We start from the raw sequence: 21,009 nt of genomic DNA on the forward strand, positions 1-21,009 counted from the left end.
TTTTGCTTAAAATGTGTATTATTTAAACTCTAAAACTTCAACTAATAAATTTTTATGCTACAGCTTTCACTTTTATGGTTATTGTTGCAGTAGATGTTAATTTTCCATCCGATACCTCTACATCTATCAAATATGTTTTTGGTGAAATTTTCTTTCCTGGCTGCACTCTTAAAGTTCCATCGTTTAAGAACGCAAATAAGTTATTATCGTCTTTTTTTATTGAGAACGTAAGTTCATCATCTTCTAAATCTGACGCTACTATTTTTAGGCTTAATATCGCATCTTCATTAACCTCAAAAGCCTGCGCTTTAATAATTGGCGCTGTGTTTATCACTGTATCATCCTTTGAACATGAAGTGAATTGTATTAATAAAATTAATGCGAATAATGTGGTAATTTTTTTCATTTTATGTTTGCTTTTATAATTTTCTTCGGCAAACATATTAGCTTGTTTTTCTCTTTTATTCTTTTTGTTTCCCAGTGGTCTTTTTTTATTTCCGTATAAAAAAACGCTGTTAGTTTAAGGTCTAACAGCGTGTTATTATTATTCTTTTGCTAATCGTTTTTTTTCCCATTTACAAAAGGTTCTCCCCAATTTTTCTGCTCTTTTAGCTGTAGTTATTTTAATTTTCACTTTACATGTTAACAGCCCCTTACAATCTTTTTTTAAGTGATATCTCTTACTAGCTACACTTACACAGATAAATACTTTTTTTTCTTCTTTCTTTTCAAATGCTGTTATTATTAAAAATATCCCCGCAATTAATAATAGTTTTTTCATGTTAGTTCTTTTTTAATAAAAATTCCCCTATAATTTTATCTACATGTGATGGCAGATCTGCTCTCACAAGTTGAAACTTTTTAACTTTCATTTCTTTTAACCATTTTCCCCAATACGCATTAATCACATCTTCTTCATATGGATTTCCTTTCTCTGGATTAATTCCTATGACTAATACCTCTAAATCTTCTAAGTTTTCTTCTATTGGTAAAAATCCAAAATCATTATTTTCAAACCTTTTTTTCCAAGAAGCTGTTTTTAAACCAAAACCTTTAATAGTTTCTGGAGTTAAATAAGTTGTTCTGTTTTTTTCTCTTTTTTTATTGTCTTTATGAAAAATATATCCGTCTGTTAAAATAACTATCACATTCCTATAATTTTCATCTACACAATAGTTTTTTATTTTATGTTTGAAAAACCCCCAAGTATCTGAACCTACATATTTACCATCTGATATTGCTTGTTTATATATAGCTCCACAAGCACTCACATATTTTTTAGAAGTTTCTAATATTAAATCTTTGGTCGCATTGTTTCTATTAAAAGCTATTTTTAAATCTGAAATTTTCTGATTCAATTCCTTATCAGCTGGCTCAGGGTCTAGAAACAATTGAATATTATCATTTATACTCCTACTTTTTTTGCTTCTAATATGATTTTCAAATTTTTTAGATATTAATTCAATATACCCTAAATCTCTTTGAAAAAACTCCATTGATTGATTTGGATATTTCTTTGGATTGATTCTATCAGATAAATCTAATAAAACACTAATGTTTATATTCTGTTTGTTATGATTAACATGTTTTACAATTGCTATATCCGTATCAGCTCTTTGTTCTTTTTCTTTTTTACATGCAGTAAATACTAAAAAAGACACTATCACTGTTCCTAATATGTATATAATACTCCTTTTCATAATTCTTTAATTTAATTGGGATTTATATATAATACCTTCTGTATGTTCATCTGTTAAATCATATTTAGATAAATGTTCTTTCTCTACTTCTTCACATTTAGACAATACTTTATTGCGTTTATCCAACTCTAAATAATTATCAGCTATAGATAAATACCATCCTTTTACATATTCCGCATGATAAGTTAAATAACGTTTATTAGGGAATACAAAACCATCAATTGTCCTTTGTAAATCTGCTACTCTAGCTTCAATCTCTGATATATTCTCTTTTATTGTATTTAGTTTTTCAATTGTTTTTGAAATTTCTTTTTCAAGATTTTCTATAGCTTCTCTTTTAGCTCTAATAAAAGCTTTTATTTTATCTATATTATCATATTCTTTCATTACAAAATCAAAAACTAACCCCCAGATAATATACACTACAAATCCAGCAAAAATAATTCCCCAAAACTCTACTTTACTAAACGCTATAGATAAATCAAACTCAGGAGAATCTGGTGTTTTATTAAAGTCATAAATTTTCATCTCTATTTGATATGCTAAAATTGCATCGAAAATAAACGTGATTATAAACAACGCAGCAATTTTAACATAAGACAGCCAATTTTTATGTTTTTGAAACATGTGAATTAAATAACCTAAGCCCATAAAGGCAAATGGTATTGTTACTATAAAAACTGCTTCTAACCAACCATGCTCTAATGATTTTGCAAATGAATTCCCATCAAATATTGCAGCTGATAATTCTACTTCTTCAAAATTTTTAAAAAATGCTGAAAAAGAAGCAGACATATAAAAAACTAACAAATAAAAAGTAATAGGAATTAATACTATCAAACCTAAATAAAATTGCGCCTTTGGTTTCTTATCTACATCTTCCACATACTTTTCTGGGTCTTCTTTTACTTCTACAATTTCGTTCTTAAATTTCTCTACTTTTTCTTCATCATTTTTTATTTCTTCTTCTAATAAACCTTTAGCTGTTTGTCTTTTTTTTAATTCAATATTCACTTTTCCCTTTTCTTGAATATGAGGTTCTTTTAACTTTTTTTGTAACTCTTTATCTTCAGCACACTTAGTTTTATAATCCATATATACATTATTCAAACAAGCTTTAAATACTTTAGGATTTCCTGAAGATTGTTTTGATGAACCGTACCCACTCTCAAAAAAAGTAAAACTTCCTTTCTTAGTATCTTCATTTGATTCTATATTATTCTCTTCTGGCATTTCTTTTTTTAATGCAAAAATTTTTCTTATTGTTTCCATATTCTATTCAGTTAGTTGATTTAACACTTTTTCTTTATCAATATTTCTCTTAGCATTATTAATCAAGAATTCAGATAACTCTGTTACATTCTCTTCTAAAAAACCAAACTTTACACAATACTTTTTTAAGGTATTAATTTCATCATCTGTAACTATTTCATCAGCCCAAATCATTACAGCTAAATCATATAAATACTCTATTTTCAATTCTAAAGTTTCTGGTATTGTACTCTCATGATATGGTGAGAGTAATATATTATCTAACTCTTGTTTAGATATTTTTCTTTCTTCTGCAAACTTGTACAGCATTTGCATTTCTAAAACATCAAAATTATCATCTGAAAATGCCATTTGATAAAGCCTTAGAAAATGACTTTTTAGTTCGGTAGTTAGTTCATTCATATTTTAGTATTTAATTTTATACATGTTTCTATTTTTAAATTTTTGATTATTTTTCTTGGGTTTGCTTAGCTTTTCTCTAGATTTATACGCTAAAAAAGTGATAAGCAGAAATAATATACCTCCTATAATATCTATAGGCATCCAGTAAGGTTTAAAATAGAGGTATACTGGAATAATAGGATTAAACAAAAATGAAATAGGAAGAAAAATTAACTTCCAAATTAGTTTTAAATCTTTATTTAAAATGATTAATAAACTTCCTATAAAAACCAATACCCTTAAAAATCTATAGTATTCAATAGGCATGTGTAACAATGCAGTAAATAAAAAAATTGCACATAATACATTTACTATTCTTAATATTATATTTCTATACCTCATCTCTTATTTCTCTTTAAACAATATCACCAAGCTTAAAATAACAAATACAAAACCTAAGCATCCTCTGTTTGTTGACTTCGAATATCTTTTTCTATAATTCAACCCTTTTATTCCCGTTTTTATAGAGTAACCTTTAGTACTAATTGACCCCTTTCTTGTTCTAATACTTGGAGATATTCCAGATTTACTAAGATTTAAACCAAACCCATTTTTTATTTTTAATCTTTTATAAAATTGAAACCCCATAGTTATTCTTTTTTTATTTTCATTCCACAATTAGGACAATCAATACATCCCCCTTTTTCTCTTTTCACTTTTTCTATTAAAGCTGAACTAATAATACCTGTTGGTAATGCTACAAAGCCAATTCCAATGAGTCCTATTAATGCACTTAAAAATTTTCCTAATGGTGTTATTGGATAAGCATCTTCATATCCAACAGTAGTTAAAGTTCCTAAAGACCACCAAAAAGCTTCAATAATACTGGAAAACTTATCTGGCTGCGCATCGTTCTCTGCATAGAAAATAAGTGTTGATGATAAACCTACTAATATCAACGCGATAAATGCTGTTATTAATAATTCGGGTTTGGTTTCCTTTAAAATTTCATTAATTGTTTTAAAAGACTTTGAGTATCTTCCTAGCTTAAAAACTCTTATCAATCTAAATAATCTAAGTACACGAAGCATTCTTAAATCGAAAGGAAAAAGAAGAGGTAAATAGAATGGTAATATGGATAAGAGATCTAAAACCCCATAGTTTGAAAAAACATAAGACTTCCACCCTCTTTCTTCAAGATTTGCTACAAATAATCTAGTTACATACTCTATTGAAAAAACAATTATTGAAAAGTATTCTATTGTTTGAAAAAAAAGTTCATATTCAATTCTTAATGTTTTAAAGGATTCTAGTATTAAACATATAGCATTTAAGAAAATTAATCCATAGATAAATCTTGCTAGAGTTTCATTATAATTAATAAACTGATAAACTTTAACCTTCATACTACTAACAATTACCGTTTACTCTATCTACATAAGTTTTATTTCCATTATTATTTTTATAATAACATCCTCCTTTAGATCCTGCCCATAATTGTTTCCCTTTATGAAAACCACATTTCCATTCAGTTTTTGTTTTGTCCAAATCATCTTCCGAAGTGCAACTTAGAATTGAAAAAAGTGTAACAAATGAAATAATAAATAGTTCTTTTCTCATGTTTTATTTGTTTGATTAGTCTTCTCAAAACTAAACAGATAGAAAAACAAAACCTTACGGATTTCCGTAAGGCCTTGTTTTAATATCTCTTCTTTCTGTAATTTTTTTTTCTCTTATAAGGCTTTCTTTTTCTATAACTTTTTCTCTTATATTTATATTTAGGTTTGTATCTTTTAGTTTTTGGAGAACTTCTAGTATGAGGTCTTACATAAGTTCCATCTTTACGATAATATCCCTTTACACGTACACTTCCTCCATAATGAGAAGAGTTATTTTTATTAAAAACCTTTTTTAAACTTGGATTATTACTCCACCCATAATATTTCTTATATTTTATTCTCTTATAACCTTTACTGTTTTTTACAGAAACTATTTTTCCTTTAGGAATTGTAGTTAGCTTTTTACTCTTTTCTGATCTTTGTGAATATAGTACAACATTTTCCTTAGTTTCATACAACTTAGAAGTTACCGAACATGAAACACAAAAAAATAATAAACATATTAATTTTATATACTTTCCCATTCTTAAAAATTTTAAAACAGTTGAGTGTTCCTCAACTATCATTAAAGTCTATCCTTTATAACCATGTCTTATTGCATTTTTTACACAATCAAGCTTATTAATATAACCTTGTTATGATGCTCCTACAATTTTTCCATTTAGAGCTTTCCTTCTCCATCTCCACTCATTACTATGATCTTTGTAAAATTCCCATTTGTCTTTCATTTATGATTCTATGTTTTAAATTAATATCATTTCAAAACTATATATACAGAAACACAAAACCCTACGGGTTTCCGTAGGGCTTTTAAATCTAGCTTTATTCTTTGTTCTTGATTTTTTTTGCCTCTTTGAATTTCCCTAAATTATCATACAACCCTAAATTCCCATTTTTTTCAATTAGATAATATTCTCCATGATTATTTTCGTAATTATATCGAGTTAATCCATTTTTTAATTTTTCTTTAAAGACTTCTTCCTTAATTTCACTATTATTTTTAGCAAATTTATTTTTGGGATAAATTGATTTCATAAAAAACCTATTATTTTCTTTAATTAAATATTTCTTATTAGGAAAAATAGCATCATTTTCAAACCAAGAGTTTAACACTTCTCCACTGACTTTAATGCTCTTCATTTCAACCAAAGCTTCTTTAGTAGCTCCTAAAATTTCTACATTTAGCTCAGGTGTTAAATGAGTTGTTGCCCAGGCTCCTTTTCCTGGTTCTTGACCTGGTAAAAAGTAAAAAATCCAAATTTTATCATAATCACTTCTATTGTTTTTAATTTCTAATGCTATATTTTTCAAATCAACTTCACTTATTGCTTCTTTTAACCTGATTTCTATACTTGTTTTACTAAATGCTCTTTCAATATTTTCATTTATTATCACATAATCATACTTAGGTTTATTACTACAGGAAGTAATAAATATTAAAAAGAAAACTGGAAGCACTTCTATTACTACTCTTTCATAAAAGCAGGTTATTACATTTTTTTTCAATATTTCTTCACAAGTTTTACTATCCATAATTATTTACTTTAAATTAATATTAATCCAAAACTACATTCCAAAAAACACAAAACCCTACGGATTTCCGTAGGGCTACATTTATTTTTATATAAAAAATTAAGGTCGCTGTATTTGTTTCAAATTAAGAATTCATATAGTATTAAATCAATCCAAAATCTTTTGTAATCGCCACTAATTGTGTAGGATTATTTGCATTAAAGTTTTCTTTTAACAGCTTTAATCTCTTTTCAACTGAACTTATACTATTGGGTTTTACTTCCTTCAATTTTAACTCTTGACAAATTTCTTTTTGATCCAATCCTTCTGCCAAATATTTTAACAAAAACACATCATAATCTGTAATCTCAAAAGCTTCTTTTTTTCTTAGCGTATGTGATAATTTTGGTGATATAAAAAAGCCTTGATTATATACTTCTTTTATCGCCATTTTTAATTCTCTTTCTCCATGAATAGATTTCCAAACATACCCATCTACTTTTAACTCATTACACAATTGCTGTACTCTATAGGGTTTGTCTTCTACTGAGAAGATAATGGTTTTAAGCCCTACTTGTACTTCTTTTGCTGCTTTTATCAAATCTTCTCCTGTTTTCAATCGTTGTGGATTTGGGTTTTCTACAAACGACAAATCGCTAATTAACAAATCGAACGGTTCTTTTTCATTCCAAGCTTTTTTTAACTTTAAAAAAGCTTCATCGCAATACTTAGCGTGTTCTATGACTGGAATTTGCAAACTTTCTAATGCAGCTTTTATTCCACTAGACATAAAATCGGCATCTTCAGCTATTAATACTTTTTGAAACATACTTACTTTTTAAATTGAAACTTTGATTTAAATCCTTTTTCGTTTTCTGATTCAAAAATAATAGTTCCTCCTATGGATTTTATACGGGTTTCCATATTCTTTAAACCATTTTTTATAGTTACTGTATTTGTACCTATGCCATTGTCTTTGTATTGCACTTGTACGGTGTCTTTTTGTAGTGAAAAGGAAATCACTGCCAAGCTTGCCTGACTATGTTTTGTCATGTTTACCAAGAGTTCTTGTAATAATCGATACAATACAATTTGTTTTTCTTTTCTTAAATCGTTTACATTAACATCCGACAACCCTTTGTTCATTACTTTGCATGTATCTGTAGTAAAGTCTATAAATAATTGTTTTAAAAAGTCTTCAAATAACTCTCCTGTTACCACAGGACTGTTTTCATGTGATATGTTTCTGGTAAGCGAATATATTTTTTCTAAATCGTATAGTATTGAAATATCATCTCGTTCTTCTTTTTGCAATTTATTCATAGCTAAATACATGTCATTGGCTAATTCATCATGTATTTTTTTAGCCAAACGAGTTTCTGTTTTATATACCTCTATAATTTTTTCTCTTTTGGTTTTGTTTCTTTTGTAGAAGACATAGCTTATAAAACCAAGAATAGATGTTATTCCTAAAAAAAGGATTAATTGTTTTTGAGATTTTTGCTTCTCAACATCTATTTGAACTTTTAAGTTTTGTTTTTCTAATTCTTCATTATTATAAATTACTTTAACTAATTTACTTTGAGAAATTCTACGAGCCTCTACGATACTATCTTTAAGTAATTGTCTTTCTTTAACCAATTTTCTGAGTTTTGAATCTTCTTCTAGGTCAATTATTCTATCCAAAGCACTAACCCTTTCATTTGGAATTTGATGCTTTTTTGCAAGCCTACGCATTTCATATGCATAATGTAATGATTGGGATCTATTTTTTTTCTTATTAAAATCTGATAAATATGAGTAGTTAGTAATCAACCCATCAAAATCTTTTATTTTAATTTTCAATTCTTGAGACTTTAAAAACTCTTCTTCTTCTACATTCTTTTTCAATAAAAATTTATTAAAAGCATAATTCCCAATAATTGTAGATTTTAGTTTTAATTCTAATTTATCAAAATAACTACTTTCCATTATTTTTTTATAAATAACAATAGCTGAATCATATTCTTTTAAACCTAAATAATTGTTTGCTATATTATTTTTATACCTATAAATTTTTTCTTTATTAGTTGTTAACTTTATTGCTTTTTCATACCATTCTATAGCTTCATTGTATTTTTTTTGTCTGTTTGAATTAATTCCTAAACAATTATAAATTGAACATATTACAGAATTAAATCTAGACTTATTCATTGAATACCTCAAACCTTCAATAGCTGTTGAATCACTTTTTAAATAAAACTCATTTTCTGATTCTATACTCGCTATATTAAAGTACCTTCTAACTACTTTTATACTATCCTTTAACTTAATATTAATTTCATTCGATTTTTGATAATAGAAATAAGCACTATCGATTATTTTCTTTTTTCTATAATACAACCCTTTTTTAAAATATGCTTTAGAAAAAAGACTAGAATCATTTTCATAAAAGGCAATATTAACTAACTTATTCGCATAAAATAAGGCACTATCTATTTTTCCTTCTTTTGATAATTTTCTTGATAGTAAATCATATTTACTAAAATTGTTTTCTTTATTTTTTACATACTCTTTTTTACAGTTAGATATAATTAATGCAAAAACCGAAAGAAATAAAACCACGCTAAACCTTGATAATAGATCTACACTTTTCTTTTTCATTTTATAATTAAATTAATTTTCCTAATCTAGGAATAAAATAATAGTTATAATTAAAAAAGAGCCTAAATTATTTAGACTCTTTAACATAACTATCCTTTATCTTCTTCTATTGGATCTTCTTCATCTGGGTCTTGTTCATTACCTCCAGTATCTCCATTATTTTGATTACCTGTTGTACTCTGAAGTTCTTGCTTTACTTTTTCTGGAACTACTTTTCCTTCTAAATCTGTACAAGATGTAAATACTCCACTAACTATTAAAACTATGATTGCAAAAATTGACTTTCTCATTATTAAAACTTTTAAAATTGTTATCCTGTCCAAGCACTTTGCTTGAATTCTGAAAGTGTTTGAGAACACTTGAAATTTTAAAAGAGTCGCGCGCCTCTTTTGCGGGAAGTGAAGATGAAAATCAGCGGCATTTAATAGCTTCCCTTCTAAGAAAATTCACTGATTTAAAATCTTTTAATAGTACCAATCGATTGTTATTGTTTTTTGTTTATCGATTAATTCTGGTACAAACATAGAGGTGATTTCAAAGTAGATTGTAGAAAATAAATGGAAAAAGTATGGAAACTTTTTTTCCATTTTACGGGTTTCCTTTTCCATACTTTTTCCATCCATTTTACCTTTGAAAAAACTAACATATTACCATGGAAAATGACATAAAGACTATACCTGAAGAAGTAAATTTTATTTTTTGCGTAAAACATTTTTCTAAATGTTTTTCATCTAGAAAAAATAAAAAGAATCCATTAAAAGAACTTTTTAGTGAGTTATTGGGGCAATTAATGAAAGATGAATTAATTAAAAATAAAACTATTAATGGATGCTTTACTTATTTTGTGAACACATATTTAGGAAATGATGAAGGTAAACCTAAGTATGCTATTAATAAAAAAACTTTAATTAGTTATCATAACAAGTATGCGAACAATATTCTAAACAAATCAGGAGAACCTGCTAATGAATTGAAAGACTTAATGTCTCAATACATAGGTTATAAAAATTACGAAGACTTTTTAAATAAAAATCGAAATAAAAAAATTTGTATTCTATGTATTACTAAATATAAAAAAACTTTCTTACTTGGATTTTTTTCTATACTCCCATTCTTTATCTATTTTTCTTTAAATAAATCAAATGAGAGCTGTATTGTATGGAAAGGCGATCATTATGAGAAATCATCTTGCTTTAACATAAAAGCTATTAATAATAATAAATATAATATTAATATTACTCTCTTTAAAAAAATTTATGCAACTGATACCACTACATTCTTTATAAATGGAGACCCGATTGTTTGGTATGGAAAAAACAAAAAAAGAGAATTTGAGTTTTTTAACCATAGAGGTATACATCCAGAAACTCATAAAGAGCTTAAACCTATTACTCCTACTATTATAAAACAAGCGAAATTGTATCGACCATAAAAAAAGCCGTTAGTTTTGTACTAACGGCTCTTACATTTATTTTTTCTCTAATTATCCTCATCATCTTCTACAGGGGTAGGTTCATCTTCTCCTCCTGTATCAAACATTTTTAGAGTTTTTGATTCCTCATCTTCATCTTCTTCGTCTGGATCATGGTCATTTTCACCACCAGTCATTTCAAGTTCCTGTTGTGTTTTATTTTGTAAAATATCTTCTGGTACATCTGTACAAGCTGTAAACATTCCACTTGCTACTAAAATTGCGATTGCAATGATTTCTTTTTTCATATGTTTTAAATTTCTTCAAATATAAAAAACGCCGTTAGTTTTAAAACTAACAGCGTTGTATAATTTATATTTACATAGATTTTATCTTCTACTATAATTTGGTGCTTCTTTAGTAATTGCTACATCATGTGGGTGACTTTCGTTAATTCCACTTGCTGTAATACGGACAAATTTCCCTGTATTTTTCAATGTCTCAATATCCTTTGCTCCACAGTATCCCATACCTGCACGTAAACCTCCTACAAACTGATGAATACTTTCTACCAACTCTCCTTTGTATGGTACTCGTCCAACAATTCCTTCTGGTACTAATTTTTTAATATCATCTTCTACATCTTGGAAATAACGATCTTTTGAACCTTGTTTCATTGCTTCTACTGATCCCATTCCTCTATACGACTTGAATTTTCTTCCTTCGTAAATAATTGTTTCTCCTGGCGATTCTTTTGTTCCTGCTAATAAAGATCCTAACATAACACAATCAGCTCCTGCTGCTATTGCTTTTGGAATATCACCTGTATAACGAATACCTCCATCTGCAATTACTGGTACTCCTGTTCCTTTAATCGCTGCTGCTACTTCTATAACTGCTGAGAATTGTGGAAATCCTACACCTGCAACTACTCTTGTTGTACAAATAGATCCTGGTCCTATTCCTACTTTTACGGCATCTGCCCCTGCTTCTACTAAATATTTTGCTGCTTCTGGTGTTGCTATATTTCCTACTACAACATCCAATTCTGGATATTTATTTTTTACTTCTTTCAATACCTTTACAACACCTTGTGTATGTCCGTGAGCTGTATCGATAATTACGGCATCTACTCCTGCGTTTACTAATGCTTCTGTTCTTTCAACTGCATCGTGTGTTACTCCTAAAGCAGCTGCTACTCGTAAACGTCCATAACTATCTTTGTTTGCCGTAGGTTTTAAAGTAAGCTTTGTGATATCTCTAAAAGTAATTAAACCTACTAACTTATCGTTATCATTAACAACTGGTAACTTTTCAATCTTATTCTCTTGTAAAATTACTTCTGCTTCTTTTAATGAAGTTCCTTCTGCTACTGTAACTAAATTTTCTGAAGTCATTACTTCAACAATCGGACGCTCATTATTTTTCTCAAAACGTAAATCACGATTCGTTACAATTCCTATTAATTTTCCTGCTTCGTCTACAATTGGAATACCTCCAATTTTATGCTCACGCATTGCCTGTTTTGCATCTAAAACAATAGCATTTAACGATAAAGTAATTGGATCGATAATCATTCCACTCTCTGCACGCTTTACTTTACGTACTTCTTGTGCTTGTTGAGCTATTGTCATATTTTTATGCAACACTCCTATTCCTCCCTCTCTAGCAATAGCAATAGCCATAGCTGATTCGGTTACCGTATCCATTGCAGCAGATACTATTGGAACATTTATCGTTATGTTTTTTGTGAATTTTGTTTGGATTGAAACTTCTCTTGGAAGCACTTCAGAGTAAGCCGGAACTAATAGTACGTCATCGTACGTTAAACCTTCGCCTACAAATTTTGATTGATGAGCTTGCATGTGCAATTAATTTAGTGTGTTGTTAATTAATTGCGTACAAATATACTATAAAAAAAGTGAACTTTATCTTTAAATTATAGTTAACAAAGCGTCTTTAGCTTTTCATTTTAAATAACTACAGATAAATTAGAGCTTTTTTTAATGTCCTTTCTCTTTTTTACATATTATCAAATAACTTTTTTACGTAAGACTCTTCTGGTTTTTCATGCACTTCCTTAGTACTTCCTTCTTGTAAAATGACACCTTGTTTTAATATGATAATTTTATCTGAAATAGTAATCGCATCTTTTATATCATGCGTTACAAAAATAGCTGTGGTATTTGTCTGTTTTATTATTTGTAGTATGTCTTTTCTTAATTGACTTCTTAAGATCACATCTAAATTACTAAATGGCTCATCCAATATTAAAAGTTCTGGTTTTGGAGCCAAGGCTCTAGCCAATGCTATACGTTGTTGTTGTCCTCCTGATAACTCGTGAGGATACCTTTTTTCCATTCCTGATAAACCTACCAATTTTAATACTTCTCTTACCCTTTCTTCCTTATTTTCTTGTTTAGAAAGTCCATATGCAATGTTTTTAAATATTGTAAGATGTGGAAACAACGCATAATCTTGGAATACCATCCCAACATTTCTTTGTTGTGGTTCTATAAATACAGAATTAGAAGAAACAGTTGTATTATTTATTTCTATCTCTCCACTATCTAATGTTTCTAAACCTGCAATTAAACGTATTAAGGTTGTTTTTCCACTTCCACTTTCTCCTACTACTGCCAATACATTTCCTTTTTCTAAAGAAAAACTAACATTATTTAAAGCCTTTACCTTACCTGAATTAAATGCTTTATGTAAATTTTGTATTGCTAATAATTTAGTACTCATTACTATTCTTTAGAGATTAATCGATTTAAAAATAATACAGGGATAATTCCTGTTAGAATTATAAACAAAGAAGGCAGTGATGCTTCTGCTACTAATTCGTCACTTGCATATTCGTATGCTTTTACTGCTAGTGTGTTTATACTATAAGGTTTTAAAATTAACGTTAAAGGTAATTCCTTCATAACATCAACAAACACTAAAATAAAGGCACTTAATATTACTGGTTTTAATAAAGGGAACTCTACTTTTTTGAAGGTATAAAAGTTTCCTTTTCCTAAAAGTTTTGAGGCTTCTGATAAAGACTTACCAAATTTTAAGGTACTTGCCTCAATTGGATTATAAGCTACCGCCATATAACGTACAATATACGCATATAATAATGCTATGATTGTTCCATTTAGTATAAAACCTATTTTATAATCTGCTACTTCTTTAAAAAATGTTACCAACCATTTATCTAAAGAAAGAGTTGGTATTAAAACCCCTACTGCTATTACTGCTCCTGGAATTGCATAACCTAACACTCCTATTTTTGCGATGGGATTTAATAAAGCTAGTCGATTCCATTTTGTTAAGAATATTAATAACAACGCAAATACTACCGTTGCTAATGCTGCTATAATTGCAATTCCTAAACTCTGTAATGAAATAGTTATAAAACTTTGAGTAAATACATCTTCATAAGTTAAGTATGCCCAATACAACAATTGGAAAACGGGTAATAAAAAGCCAAACAAAACTGGTATAAAAGCTACCGTAAACAAAGCTACTTTTTTCTTAGCTGTACTTTGTTCTCTTTTTGCTTTCTGATGATTTCTGGTAGTATTTGAATACCCTATTCTTCTTCGCTGCCATTTTTCTAAACTAATTATTAGAAAAATAATCGCCACCAATATAGCTGATAAGTAAATTGCTGTTTCTGGCTCTTCTAATGAAAACCATGCTCTAAAAATCCCTGTTGTAAATGTATTGATACCATAATATTTAGCTGCTCCATAGTCGTTTAAAACCTCCATTAATACCAAGGTAAGTCCGCCTATAAATGCTGGACGAGATAATGGCAATATCAATTTAAAAAAAGTTTTAAATTCTCCTGCTCCTAACAATTTTGAAGCTTCAATAATATTGTTTGATTGATTCAAGAAAAAAGCTCTAGAAGCTACATATACATATGGAAATAATGAAATACTTAAAACAAAAATAAGTCCAAGGTGATTCATTACATCTACCTTCACAGCAAAGAGTTTTTCAAAAACACCTCCATAATCAAAGATTCCTGCATAGGCATAAGCAGTAATATACGATGGTATGGCTAACGGTAAAATTAACAGCCATTCTAACTGTTTTCGAAAAGGAAAAAAATATCTAGATACTGCATAAGCAGATGATATTCCAAATACTAATGTAAGAATGCTAGTTCCTAGAATTAACCAAAAAGAATTTAGTAAATAATTTGGCAATAAATTAGCTACTAAATGGCTCCATGTTTCACCAGGTCCATAAAATAAATTAATAAAAATGGTAATTACTGGAACTGCTATAAACAAAACAATGGTCAATAAAATTATTGACCATTTGTTTGTGTCTCTTTGTATGTTTTGTAACCTGTTTATCACTAGGAATTATCTAATTTAAAACAACAAAGGTATTGATTATTTCCATTGAGCTGAATCAAAAACTAAAACAGCCTTTTTATTGTTTTCTCCTAACTTAGTTAACGATAAAGTATCTTCTTTAAATTCTCCCCAAGATTTTAATAAATCTGATGAAGCAACTTCTTTGTTTACTGGATACTCGTAATTAGCTTTTGCAAATACTTCTTGCGCTTCTTTACTTGCTAAAAACTCAATAAATTTAATTGCATTCGCTTTGTTTGGTGCATATTTAGCAACTCCTGCTCCACTTACATTGATGTGTGTTCCTCTATCTGCTTGATTAGGGAAAAATATTTTAATTCCCTCTCCAGCTTTTACTTCTTCTGGATTCTTTGAATTTAATAATTTACCAATATAGTATGTATTTACTACTGCTACATCTCCTTCACCAGCAACTACAGCTTTTACTTGGTCTCTATCATTTCCTTTTGGTGAACGTGCCATATTTGCTACCATTCCTTTAGCCCATTCTGTTGCTTTTTCTTCCCCAATGTTTGCTATAATTGAAGCTAATAATGATTGGTTATAAATATTTGACGAAGAACGAATTAATATTTTGTTTTTCCATTCATCATTTGTTAATGCCTCATAAGTAGATAATTCTTCTGGTTTTACTTTTTCTGGATTGTAAACAATTACACGTGCTCTTTTTGTTAAGGCAAACCAATTATTATCAGCATCTTTTAAATGTGCTGGAATTCTTTTATCTAAAAACTCAGAAGTAGCCGATTGTAACAATCCTTTATTCTTAGCTCTCACTAAACGTCCTGCATCTACAGTAATTAATACATCTGCTGGAGATTGCTCTCCTTCTACCGTCATCTTTTGCATTAACTCATCTGCTTTTGCATTGACAACATTTACTTTAATTCCTGTTTCTTTTTCAAACTTGGCAAATAATTCTTGATCTGCTTTATAGTGACGGTGTGTGTAAACATTTACCACCTCTTGTTTTTTCTCTTCCTTCTTTTCTTCTTTTTTTTGCTCATTTTTACACGATGTAAAAACTATTGCTAAAGCTAAAATTGTGAATATTTTTTTCATTCTGATTGATAAATTTAGTACTGCTAATATATATGTTATAAAATAACTTTAAAGTTTAAATTGTAATGTTACATAATAACTTCTTGGTGAAGAAGGAATTATTCCTGGTCCTGGGTATCCTGTAGCTCTTCGTGTAAAATAGGTTTCGTCTAATAAATTATTTACTCCCGTTTCTATTTTCCACTTTTTGTATGAATATGAAAAAGAAGCATCTAATATAGAGTATGCTGGTATAGGTCCAACCAATCCTTCTCTACTTGTTCCTGCTAATACTGTTTCTCCATTAGTTGCATCGGTAAATTGCTTTGATAAGTGTGTAAACTGAAGGCTTCCTAAAAAGTTTTTATACCCAAACTTTACTCCTGTTTTTAAGTTTACTAACGGAATAAATTCTACTTTTTTACCTACGATACTACTTTCTTTTGATTTTGTATACTCTGATTCTGTTACTGCAATATTTGTAAACCAATTTAATACAAACTCACTGTTAGAATTATTAAACGTTGATAATAAATTCCAATCTACAAAACTCTCAATACCGTATATAAACGCTTCTCCAATATTATCTCTTACTCTATCTCCTTTGTTTGGCCCTGTAGAAACTAAAGTTACTCCTATACGATCTTGGTAAAACAATCCATAAGCACTTATATCATATGATAAAAAGTTATTCCATCTACCTCTTAATCCAATATCTGCTGTTGCTCCTTTTTCATCACCTATATTTTCTGCAACTAAGAATGATGGATTCACTGTTCTGATATCACTAAAGGTTACAGATCGATAATTTTGAGAAATATTTCCGTATAACTCAAAACTTGCTGATGGTTTATAGCTAGCTCCTAATCCTAATAACACAAAGCTTCTTTCTTTTACTTGGCTCTCAGTTTCTGTACTAATACCTCCTGGCAATGGATTTCCTGCTCCATCTCTTAGTACTCTTGTATATGAACCATTAGCTCCTGTTTTTATATATTCTAAACGAATTCCTGGTGTAATGGTAAAACTATCAGAAAGTTTAAAAATATTTTCTCCAAATACCGCTATGTTTTCATTTGGGAATTTAAAGAATGAACTATTATAATCTTGTTTATCTACAAACCTAAAATCAGCATCACTATTACGTGAACCTGCCCCTTGACGCTCATCGTTATTTGCTTTGTAATATTTAGCTCCTACTAAAAATATACTTTTTTGATTTCCTAAATTATAGTTTGATAAGAAACGTGTTTCTACTCCCCAGTTTTTATAATTCCCTACTATTAAATCTCTAAAATCATACTGTCCATTATCTAACTCATCTGGTGTTGATACTGGATTTAAACCTACAAATCTATAATTTCCTCTATACCCTAATGCTTTTCTTGATGCATTCAATCCGAAGAAATTAAAGCTTAACCTTGTATCTTCTGTAAAATCATGTTCCAATTTTAATGCCCATAAGTTCCAATTAATATCAAACCAATTTCTACTTCTTAAACTTTGTAAAGGATCTTGGTTGAATTGCGTATCGGTAAGACCTCCTGGCTGTTTTGCTAAATAGTTTAAGTGGGTAAACTCTGCTATTAAAGTTGTTTTATCTGATATTTTATGATCTACGTGTGCATAAATATTTTTAGAATTGAATTTTGAATTAGGTCTAAATCCATCACCTCTTTTAAAATTAAAATATCCGTAGTATCCTGTTTTACCAACAGTACCTCCCACACTTGTAAAACTATTAAACAGTCCAAATGATCCTGCTGATTGTCGAGTTACTAATTCAAATTTTTTATTTCTATTAGGCTCTTTAAACTTAAAATTCAACAATCCTCCAAACTGAGTTCCATATTGTAAAGATGCTGCTCCTCTGATTACCTGTATTTCTTTTAAAGCTTCTGCTGGTGGTGTATAATAACTTTCTGGATATCCTAATACATCTGCACTAATATCATATCCATTTTGCCTAGTATTAAAATTAGATGTTCTGTTTGGGTCCAATCCTCTACCTCCAATATTTAATTGTAATCCCGCATCATCGTTTTCATAAATATTTAATCCAACTACTTGACTATAGATTTGACGTGCATTATTTGCTGCTTTGTTCCCTATAGACTCATCTACTAAAACAACTTCTGTCTTTTTTCCTGCAAAAATTGCTGTTCCTTCTACTTCTTGTAATCGTTTAAGCGCAAAGACTTTTTTCTTTCTTTGGCTTATTACTACTTCCGACAATTCTTCTTCTATTTTTTGTAATACAATATCTAATTTTAAATTTTGGTTAGAAATTGTTACTACTTTTTCACTAATTTCATAATCATAAGAGAAAAATACTATTGAGTACTTTCCTGGTTTTAAAGAAGTGGTTTTGTAATCTCCTTGTGTGTTTGTTTTTGCTAAAGTTCCCCCTGAAGCATTATAAATTTCTACACTATTAATAGCCTTTCCTTCATTATCTACTATTTTCCCCGAAATAGTGTACTGAGCAAATAAATTTTGTATTGCAAAAAACAGTACTATAATAATGCTATAATCCTTTAATTTTAATTTCATGATTAAATGGTATAATCCAATTTTTGTGTTTAAAACTATCTTTCTCTTGGTATAAGTCTACTTTTGAATCTATAAATCGTGAACTTAACCTTCCGTTAAGAGTTACAAAACTTTCTACATAAACCTCTGGGTTCTTTATTCCTTTGCTTTTATAGGTATCGCCTAAAAAGTGAGCGAATTCCAATATAAAATCGGGTTGAAAACTCATTTGTTTCTCTTGTAAAACAGTTAAATAATCTCTATTCTTTATATAAAAATACTTACCAGTATCCCCGTCTACTATTTTAAAATCTGCTATTCCTGCCTTTTCCATTAACATCACTCTCCATGAAAAACGATATCCTTCTTCCGTCCAAAACAATTCTCCTGGGTATGCCAAATACCTAAAAGGAAAAAGTAATTGAATTATAAAAAAGACTGCAAATATATTCACTATTACTCTTTGTTTAACGGAATATATTAATGTCTTTCCATGATTAAAACTCTCCTTTGATATTCGTAATGCTTTCGCTATTAAGTTGATTATCTTATGATGAAAATTTGGTGAAAAGAATATTAGTGTACTTACTATCATTATAAAAGGAAACATTCCTATTGGAAATAATATTCTTGTAAATACATGAAAAACTACTACCATAAAGAATGCAAACAAACGTGTTCTCTTATATAATAATAGAAAAGGTATGGTTAAATCGTATAAAGTCCCTGCCCAACTCATCGCAAAATGAAACCAAGTTTTTGGCATTAAAACTCCTAGTATTGGTAAATCGTACTGTACAGGTAACCATATATTTAAAGGTGAAGCTCTAAACAACCAATCGGAATTTAATTTTGCTAATCCCGCATAAAAATACACTATTCCCAACATTAGTTTTATTACATCAACAGTATATTGAGGTATTTTTTGGTAAGATAGTTTAGGATTTAACTTTGCATCTATTGAAAAGTAAGCGTTTGCTGGTAAAAAAATTAAAATAAAACTTACTAAACTTATAAAGTAATAATGGTTTAGATAAGTAGTTTTATCCATTAATTCAATATAGGTAAAACTTAAAAAGAAAATAACAATAGCTATTCTATATTTATAACCAATAGCAATTAATAAGGCTGAGATAGCGCATATTGCAAATAATAAATAAGTATAACTTCCTAGTGTTTTTACCCATTCAAATCCGTAGTAAGTAAAATGAAATTTGGGATTTATGTACAATGATTCTATCCAACCATGGTACCAAAAACGTATGATGCTCCCCAACATCATAACACCAAAAAAAACACGAAAAACAGCTAAAGTAGCTGCTTCCGTAGTTTTTTCTAAATATTTTTGTATTTGACGACTAATCGCCATCGTTATCTTCAATAGTAATTTTAATACTCAATGCACTTGCCATATCAACTTTTAAGTCTTTTACCAAAGCTTGTAGTTTATCAAATGTCAATGTCATTTTTATATTATCATTATTAATCTGATCTACAAAGTTGTTACCTAATGCCCCTATTGTAGTTTTAGCATCAGCTATTTTAGTATTGATTGCTGTTACTAAATCATTTCTCTTTAAAAACTCTAAGTATGATTTTAAACTTTGTCCTGTAGTTGCATTACTATATGCTTTCCCATTGAAAAAATCTTCAGTAGCATTAAAAGCAGTAGTTAATAATAACTTAGAAATATCTCTTTTATAATACGCCTCTGTATTCGTAGGAACTGGTGTACCTGTTCTAGCTCCAGAAGGGAAAGATATTTTCTTTTCACGTACTTCTCTTTCAAAGAATGAAACAATGTAAAAGTTTACTAACTTATCTACACTACTAGTAGCAGAAGAACCATCGTTATCTATGAATGATGTTTTAAAACTCCCATTCCAATCTGCTAATACTTCTTTTGCTAAAGCATCAATTCTTATTACTAAATCATTTAAATACTTATTATACTTAGCTGCATCTGCTCCTGTATAATTTGCTATAATAGCTGTATCATCTGCTCCTGCTCCATTTAACAAATAATCTAAAGCAGGAAAACCTTGCTCGTCATATTCATTTTGTGAAGTTAAATCATAATTACCTGATGTGATATTTAAAGTTAAATCACTCACATTTGTAGGATACGTATTCATGGTATTTACCATGTTTAATGTTTCAGCTTTTCCTATTTGAAATATTGAAACTTTTTGCCAAACAACATAAGCATCTTGCCAACTTGTTCTTAAAGCTCCTAAATTTGTTGGATTTGGTGTAGTTGTAAAAGTTTCTACTGCTGTTTTTAAAGCTCCAGTTTTCTGAGCAAAATCTGTATATCCTGGGATAATTATATTCTCAGCCCAATGCGTTAACATTGCCTTTCTATTAAATCCATCTCCAGTACTCACATTCGAATCAGAACTTGAACTACAAGCGTACATTACTAATACTGAAACAATTAAAAGTAAACTAACTTTTCTTAACATATTATTACTATTTATTCTAAATAAAGGTGCACAAATATAAAAAAAGTA

General features: G+C 28.9%; 23 protein-coding genes. 1 reads left to right on the plus strand and 22 read right to left on the minus strand.

Annotation, left to right across the window (positions count from 1 at the left end; all coding sequences use genetic code 11):
- Positions 1-52: 52 nt before the first annotated feature.
- The 14 genes from F7018_RS08495 to F7018_RS08565 form a co-directional block, all read right to left on the minus strand.
- On the minus strand, positions 53-406 hold the full coding sequence (locus F7018_RS08495) for a cadherin repeat domain-containing protein (protein ID WP_150899617.1): 354 nt from the start codon (positions 404-406) through the stop codon (positions 53-55).
- Positions 407-544: 138 nt separating this feature from the next.
- On the minus strand, positions 545-781 hold the full coding sequence (locus F7018_RS08500; RefSeq protein WP_150899618.1) for a hypothetical protein: 237 nt from the start codon (positions 779-781) through the stop codon (positions 545-547).
- 1 nt (position 782) lies between these two features.
- Entirely contained in the window at positions 783-1,700 is a 918-nt protein-coding gene (locus tag F7018_RS08505) for a hypothetical protein (RefSeq protein WP_150899619.1), read from the minus strand.
- A 6-nt stretch (positions 1,701-1,706) separates the two neighbouring features.
- Positions 1,707-2,972, minus strand: a complete 1,266-nt coding sequence (locus F7018_RS08510) for an ABC transporter permease (RefSeq protein WP_246175102.1) — start codon at positions 2,970-2,972, stop codon at positions 1,707-1,709.
- 3 nt (positions 2,973-2,975) lie between these two features.
- Positions 2,976-3,374 (minus strand): hypothetical protein, encoded by a 399-nt coding sequence (locus tag F7018_RS08515; RefSeq protein WP_150899620.1) that lies wholly within the window; start codon positions 3,372-3,374, stop codon positions 2,976-2,978.
- Between the two features lie 3 nt (positions 3,375-3,377).
- Positions 3,378-3,755: a DUF6804 family protein gene (locus F7018_RS08520; RefSeq protein WP_150899621.1), complete on the minus strand. Its 378-nt coding sequence runs from the start codon at positions 3,753-3,755 to the stop codon at positions 3,378-3,380.
- Positions 3,756-3,758: 3 nt separating this feature from the next.
- A complete protein-coding gene (locus tag F7018_RS08525; protein ID WP_150899622.1) occupies positions 3,759-4,001 on the minus strand; it encodes a DUF4236 domain-containing protein in 243 nt (80 codons plus the stop codon).
- A 2-nt stretch (positions 4,002-4,003) separates the two neighbouring features.
- Complete coding sequence (locus F7018_RS08530) at positions 4,004-4,759, minus strand: ion transporter (protein ID WP_150899623.1); 756 nt, start codon at positions 4,757-4,759, stop codon at positions 4,004-4,006.
- Between the two features lie 4 nt (positions 4,760-4,763).
- A complete protein-coding gene (locus tag F7018_RS08535; protein ID WP_150899624.1) occupies positions 4,764-4,973 on the minus strand; it encodes a hypothetical protein in 210 nt (69 codons plus the stop codon).
- A gap of 79 nt (positions 4,974-5,052) precedes the next feature.
- A complete protein-coding gene (locus F7018_RS08540; protein ID WP_150899625.1) occupies positions 5,053-5,496 on the minus strand; it encodes a hypothetical protein in 444 nt (147 codons plus the stop codon).
- Between the two features lie 298 nt (positions 5,497-5,794).
- A complete protein-coding gene (locus tag F7018_RS08550) occupies positions 5,795-6,505 on the minus strand; it encodes a hypothetical protein (protein ID WP_150899626.1) in 711 nt (236 codons plus the stop codon).
- Positions 6,506-6,647: 142 nt separating this feature from the next.
- Positions 6,648-7,313 carry a helix-turn-helix domain-containing protein gene (locus F7018_RS08555; RefSeq protein WP_150899627.1) on the minus strand — a complete coding sequence of 222 codons (666 nt, stop codon included), beginning with the start codon at positions 7,311-7,313 and terminating at the stop codon, positions 6,648-6,650.
- Positions 7,314-7,315: 2 nt separating this feature from the next.
- Complete coding sequence (locus F7018_RS08560; RefSeq protein ID WP_150899628.1) at positions 7,316-9,127, minus strand: tetratricopeptide repeat-containing sensor histidine kinase; 1,812 nt, start codon at positions 9,125-9,127, stop codon at positions 7,316-7,318.
- 89 nt (positions 9,128-9,216) lie between these two features.
- Entirely contained in the window at positions 9,217-9,417 is a 201-nt protein-coding gene (locus F7018_RS08565; RefSeq protein WP_150899629.1) for a hypothetical protein, read from the minus strand.
- A 362-nt stretch (positions 9,418-9,779) separates the two neighbouring features.
- Here F7018_RS08565 and F7018_RS08570 point away from each other — a divergent pair, with 362 nt between their 5' ends.
- Entirely contained in the window at positions 9,780-10,559 is a 780-nt protein-coding gene (locus F7018_RS08570; RefSeq protein ID WP_150899630.1) for a hypothetical protein, read from the plus strand.
- Between the two features lie 47 nt (positions 10,560-10,606).
- On the opposite strand, the gene F7018_RS08575 is transcribed toward F7018_RS08570, so the two are convergent.
- The 8 genes from F7018_RS08575 to F7018_RS08610 all read right to left on the minus strand — a co-directional run bounded on the left by F7018_RS08575 (position 10,607) and on the right by F7018_RS08610 (position 20,961).
- The gene (locus tag F7018_RS08575) at positions 10,607-10,846 is read right to left on the minus strand and encodes a hypothetical protein (RefSeq protein ID WP_150899631.1); all 240 of its coding nucleotides are present in this window, start codon (positions 10,844-10,846) and stop codon (positions 10,607-10,609) included.
- An 81-nt stretch (positions 10,847-10,927) separates the two neighbouring features.
- Positions 10,928-12,403, minus strand: a complete 1,476-nt coding sequence (gene guaB, locus F7018_RS08580; protein ID WP_150899632.1) for an IMP dehydrogenase — start codon at positions 12,401-12,403, stop codon at positions 10,928-10,930.
- Between the two features lie 157 nt (positions 12,404-12,560).
- Positions 12,561-13,286 (minus strand): ABC transporter ATP-binding protein, encoded by a 726-nt coding sequence (locus F7018_RS08585; protein WP_150899633.1) that lies wholly within the window; start codon positions 13,284-13,286, stop codon positions 12,561-12,563.
- A gap of 2 nt (positions 13,287-13,288) precedes the next feature.
- Positions 13,289-14,902: an ABC transporter permease gene (locus F7018_RS08590; RefSeq protein ID WP_150899634.1), complete on the minus strand. Its 1,614-nt coding sequence runs from the start codon at positions 14,900-14,902 to the stop codon at positions 13,289-13,291.
- 36 nt (positions 14,903-14,938) lie between these two features.
- On the minus strand, positions 14,939-15,985 hold the full coding sequence (locus F7018_RS08595; protein ID WP_150899635.1) for a Fe(3+) ABC transporter substrate-binding protein: 1,047 nt from the start codon (positions 15,983-15,985) through the stop codon (positions 14,939-14,941).
- Between the two features lie 48 nt (positions 15,986-16,033).
- On the minus strand, positions 16,034-18,517 hold the full coding sequence (locus F7018_RS08600) for a TonB-dependent receptor domain-containing protein (RefSeq protein WP_150899636.1): 2,484 nt from the start codon (positions 18,515-18,517) through the stop codon (positions 16,034-16,036).
- Positions 18,492-19,865, minus strand: a complete 1,374-nt coding sequence (locus F7018_RS08605) for an HTTM domain-containing protein (protein ID WP_150899687.1) — start codon at positions 19,863-19,865, stop codon at positions 18,492-18,494. Before F7018_RS08605 ends, F7018_RS08600 begins: the two co-directional genes overlap by 26 nt.
- Positions 19,855-20,961 (minus strand): imelysin family protein, encoded by a 1,107-nt coding sequence (locus tag F7018_RS08610; protein ID WP_175578690.1) that lies wholly within the window; start codon positions 20,959-20,961, stop codon positions 19,855-19,857. Before F7018_RS08610 ends, F7018_RS08605 begins: the two co-directional genes overlap by 11 nt.
- Between the last annotated feature and the right edge of the window lie 48 nt (positions 20,962-21,009).

The organism is Tenacibaculum aiptasiae, assembly GCF_008806755.1.
GTDB classification, from domain to species: Bacteria; Bacteroidota; Bacteroidia; order Flavobacteriales; family Flavobacteriaceae; genus Polaribacter; species Polaribacter aiptasiae.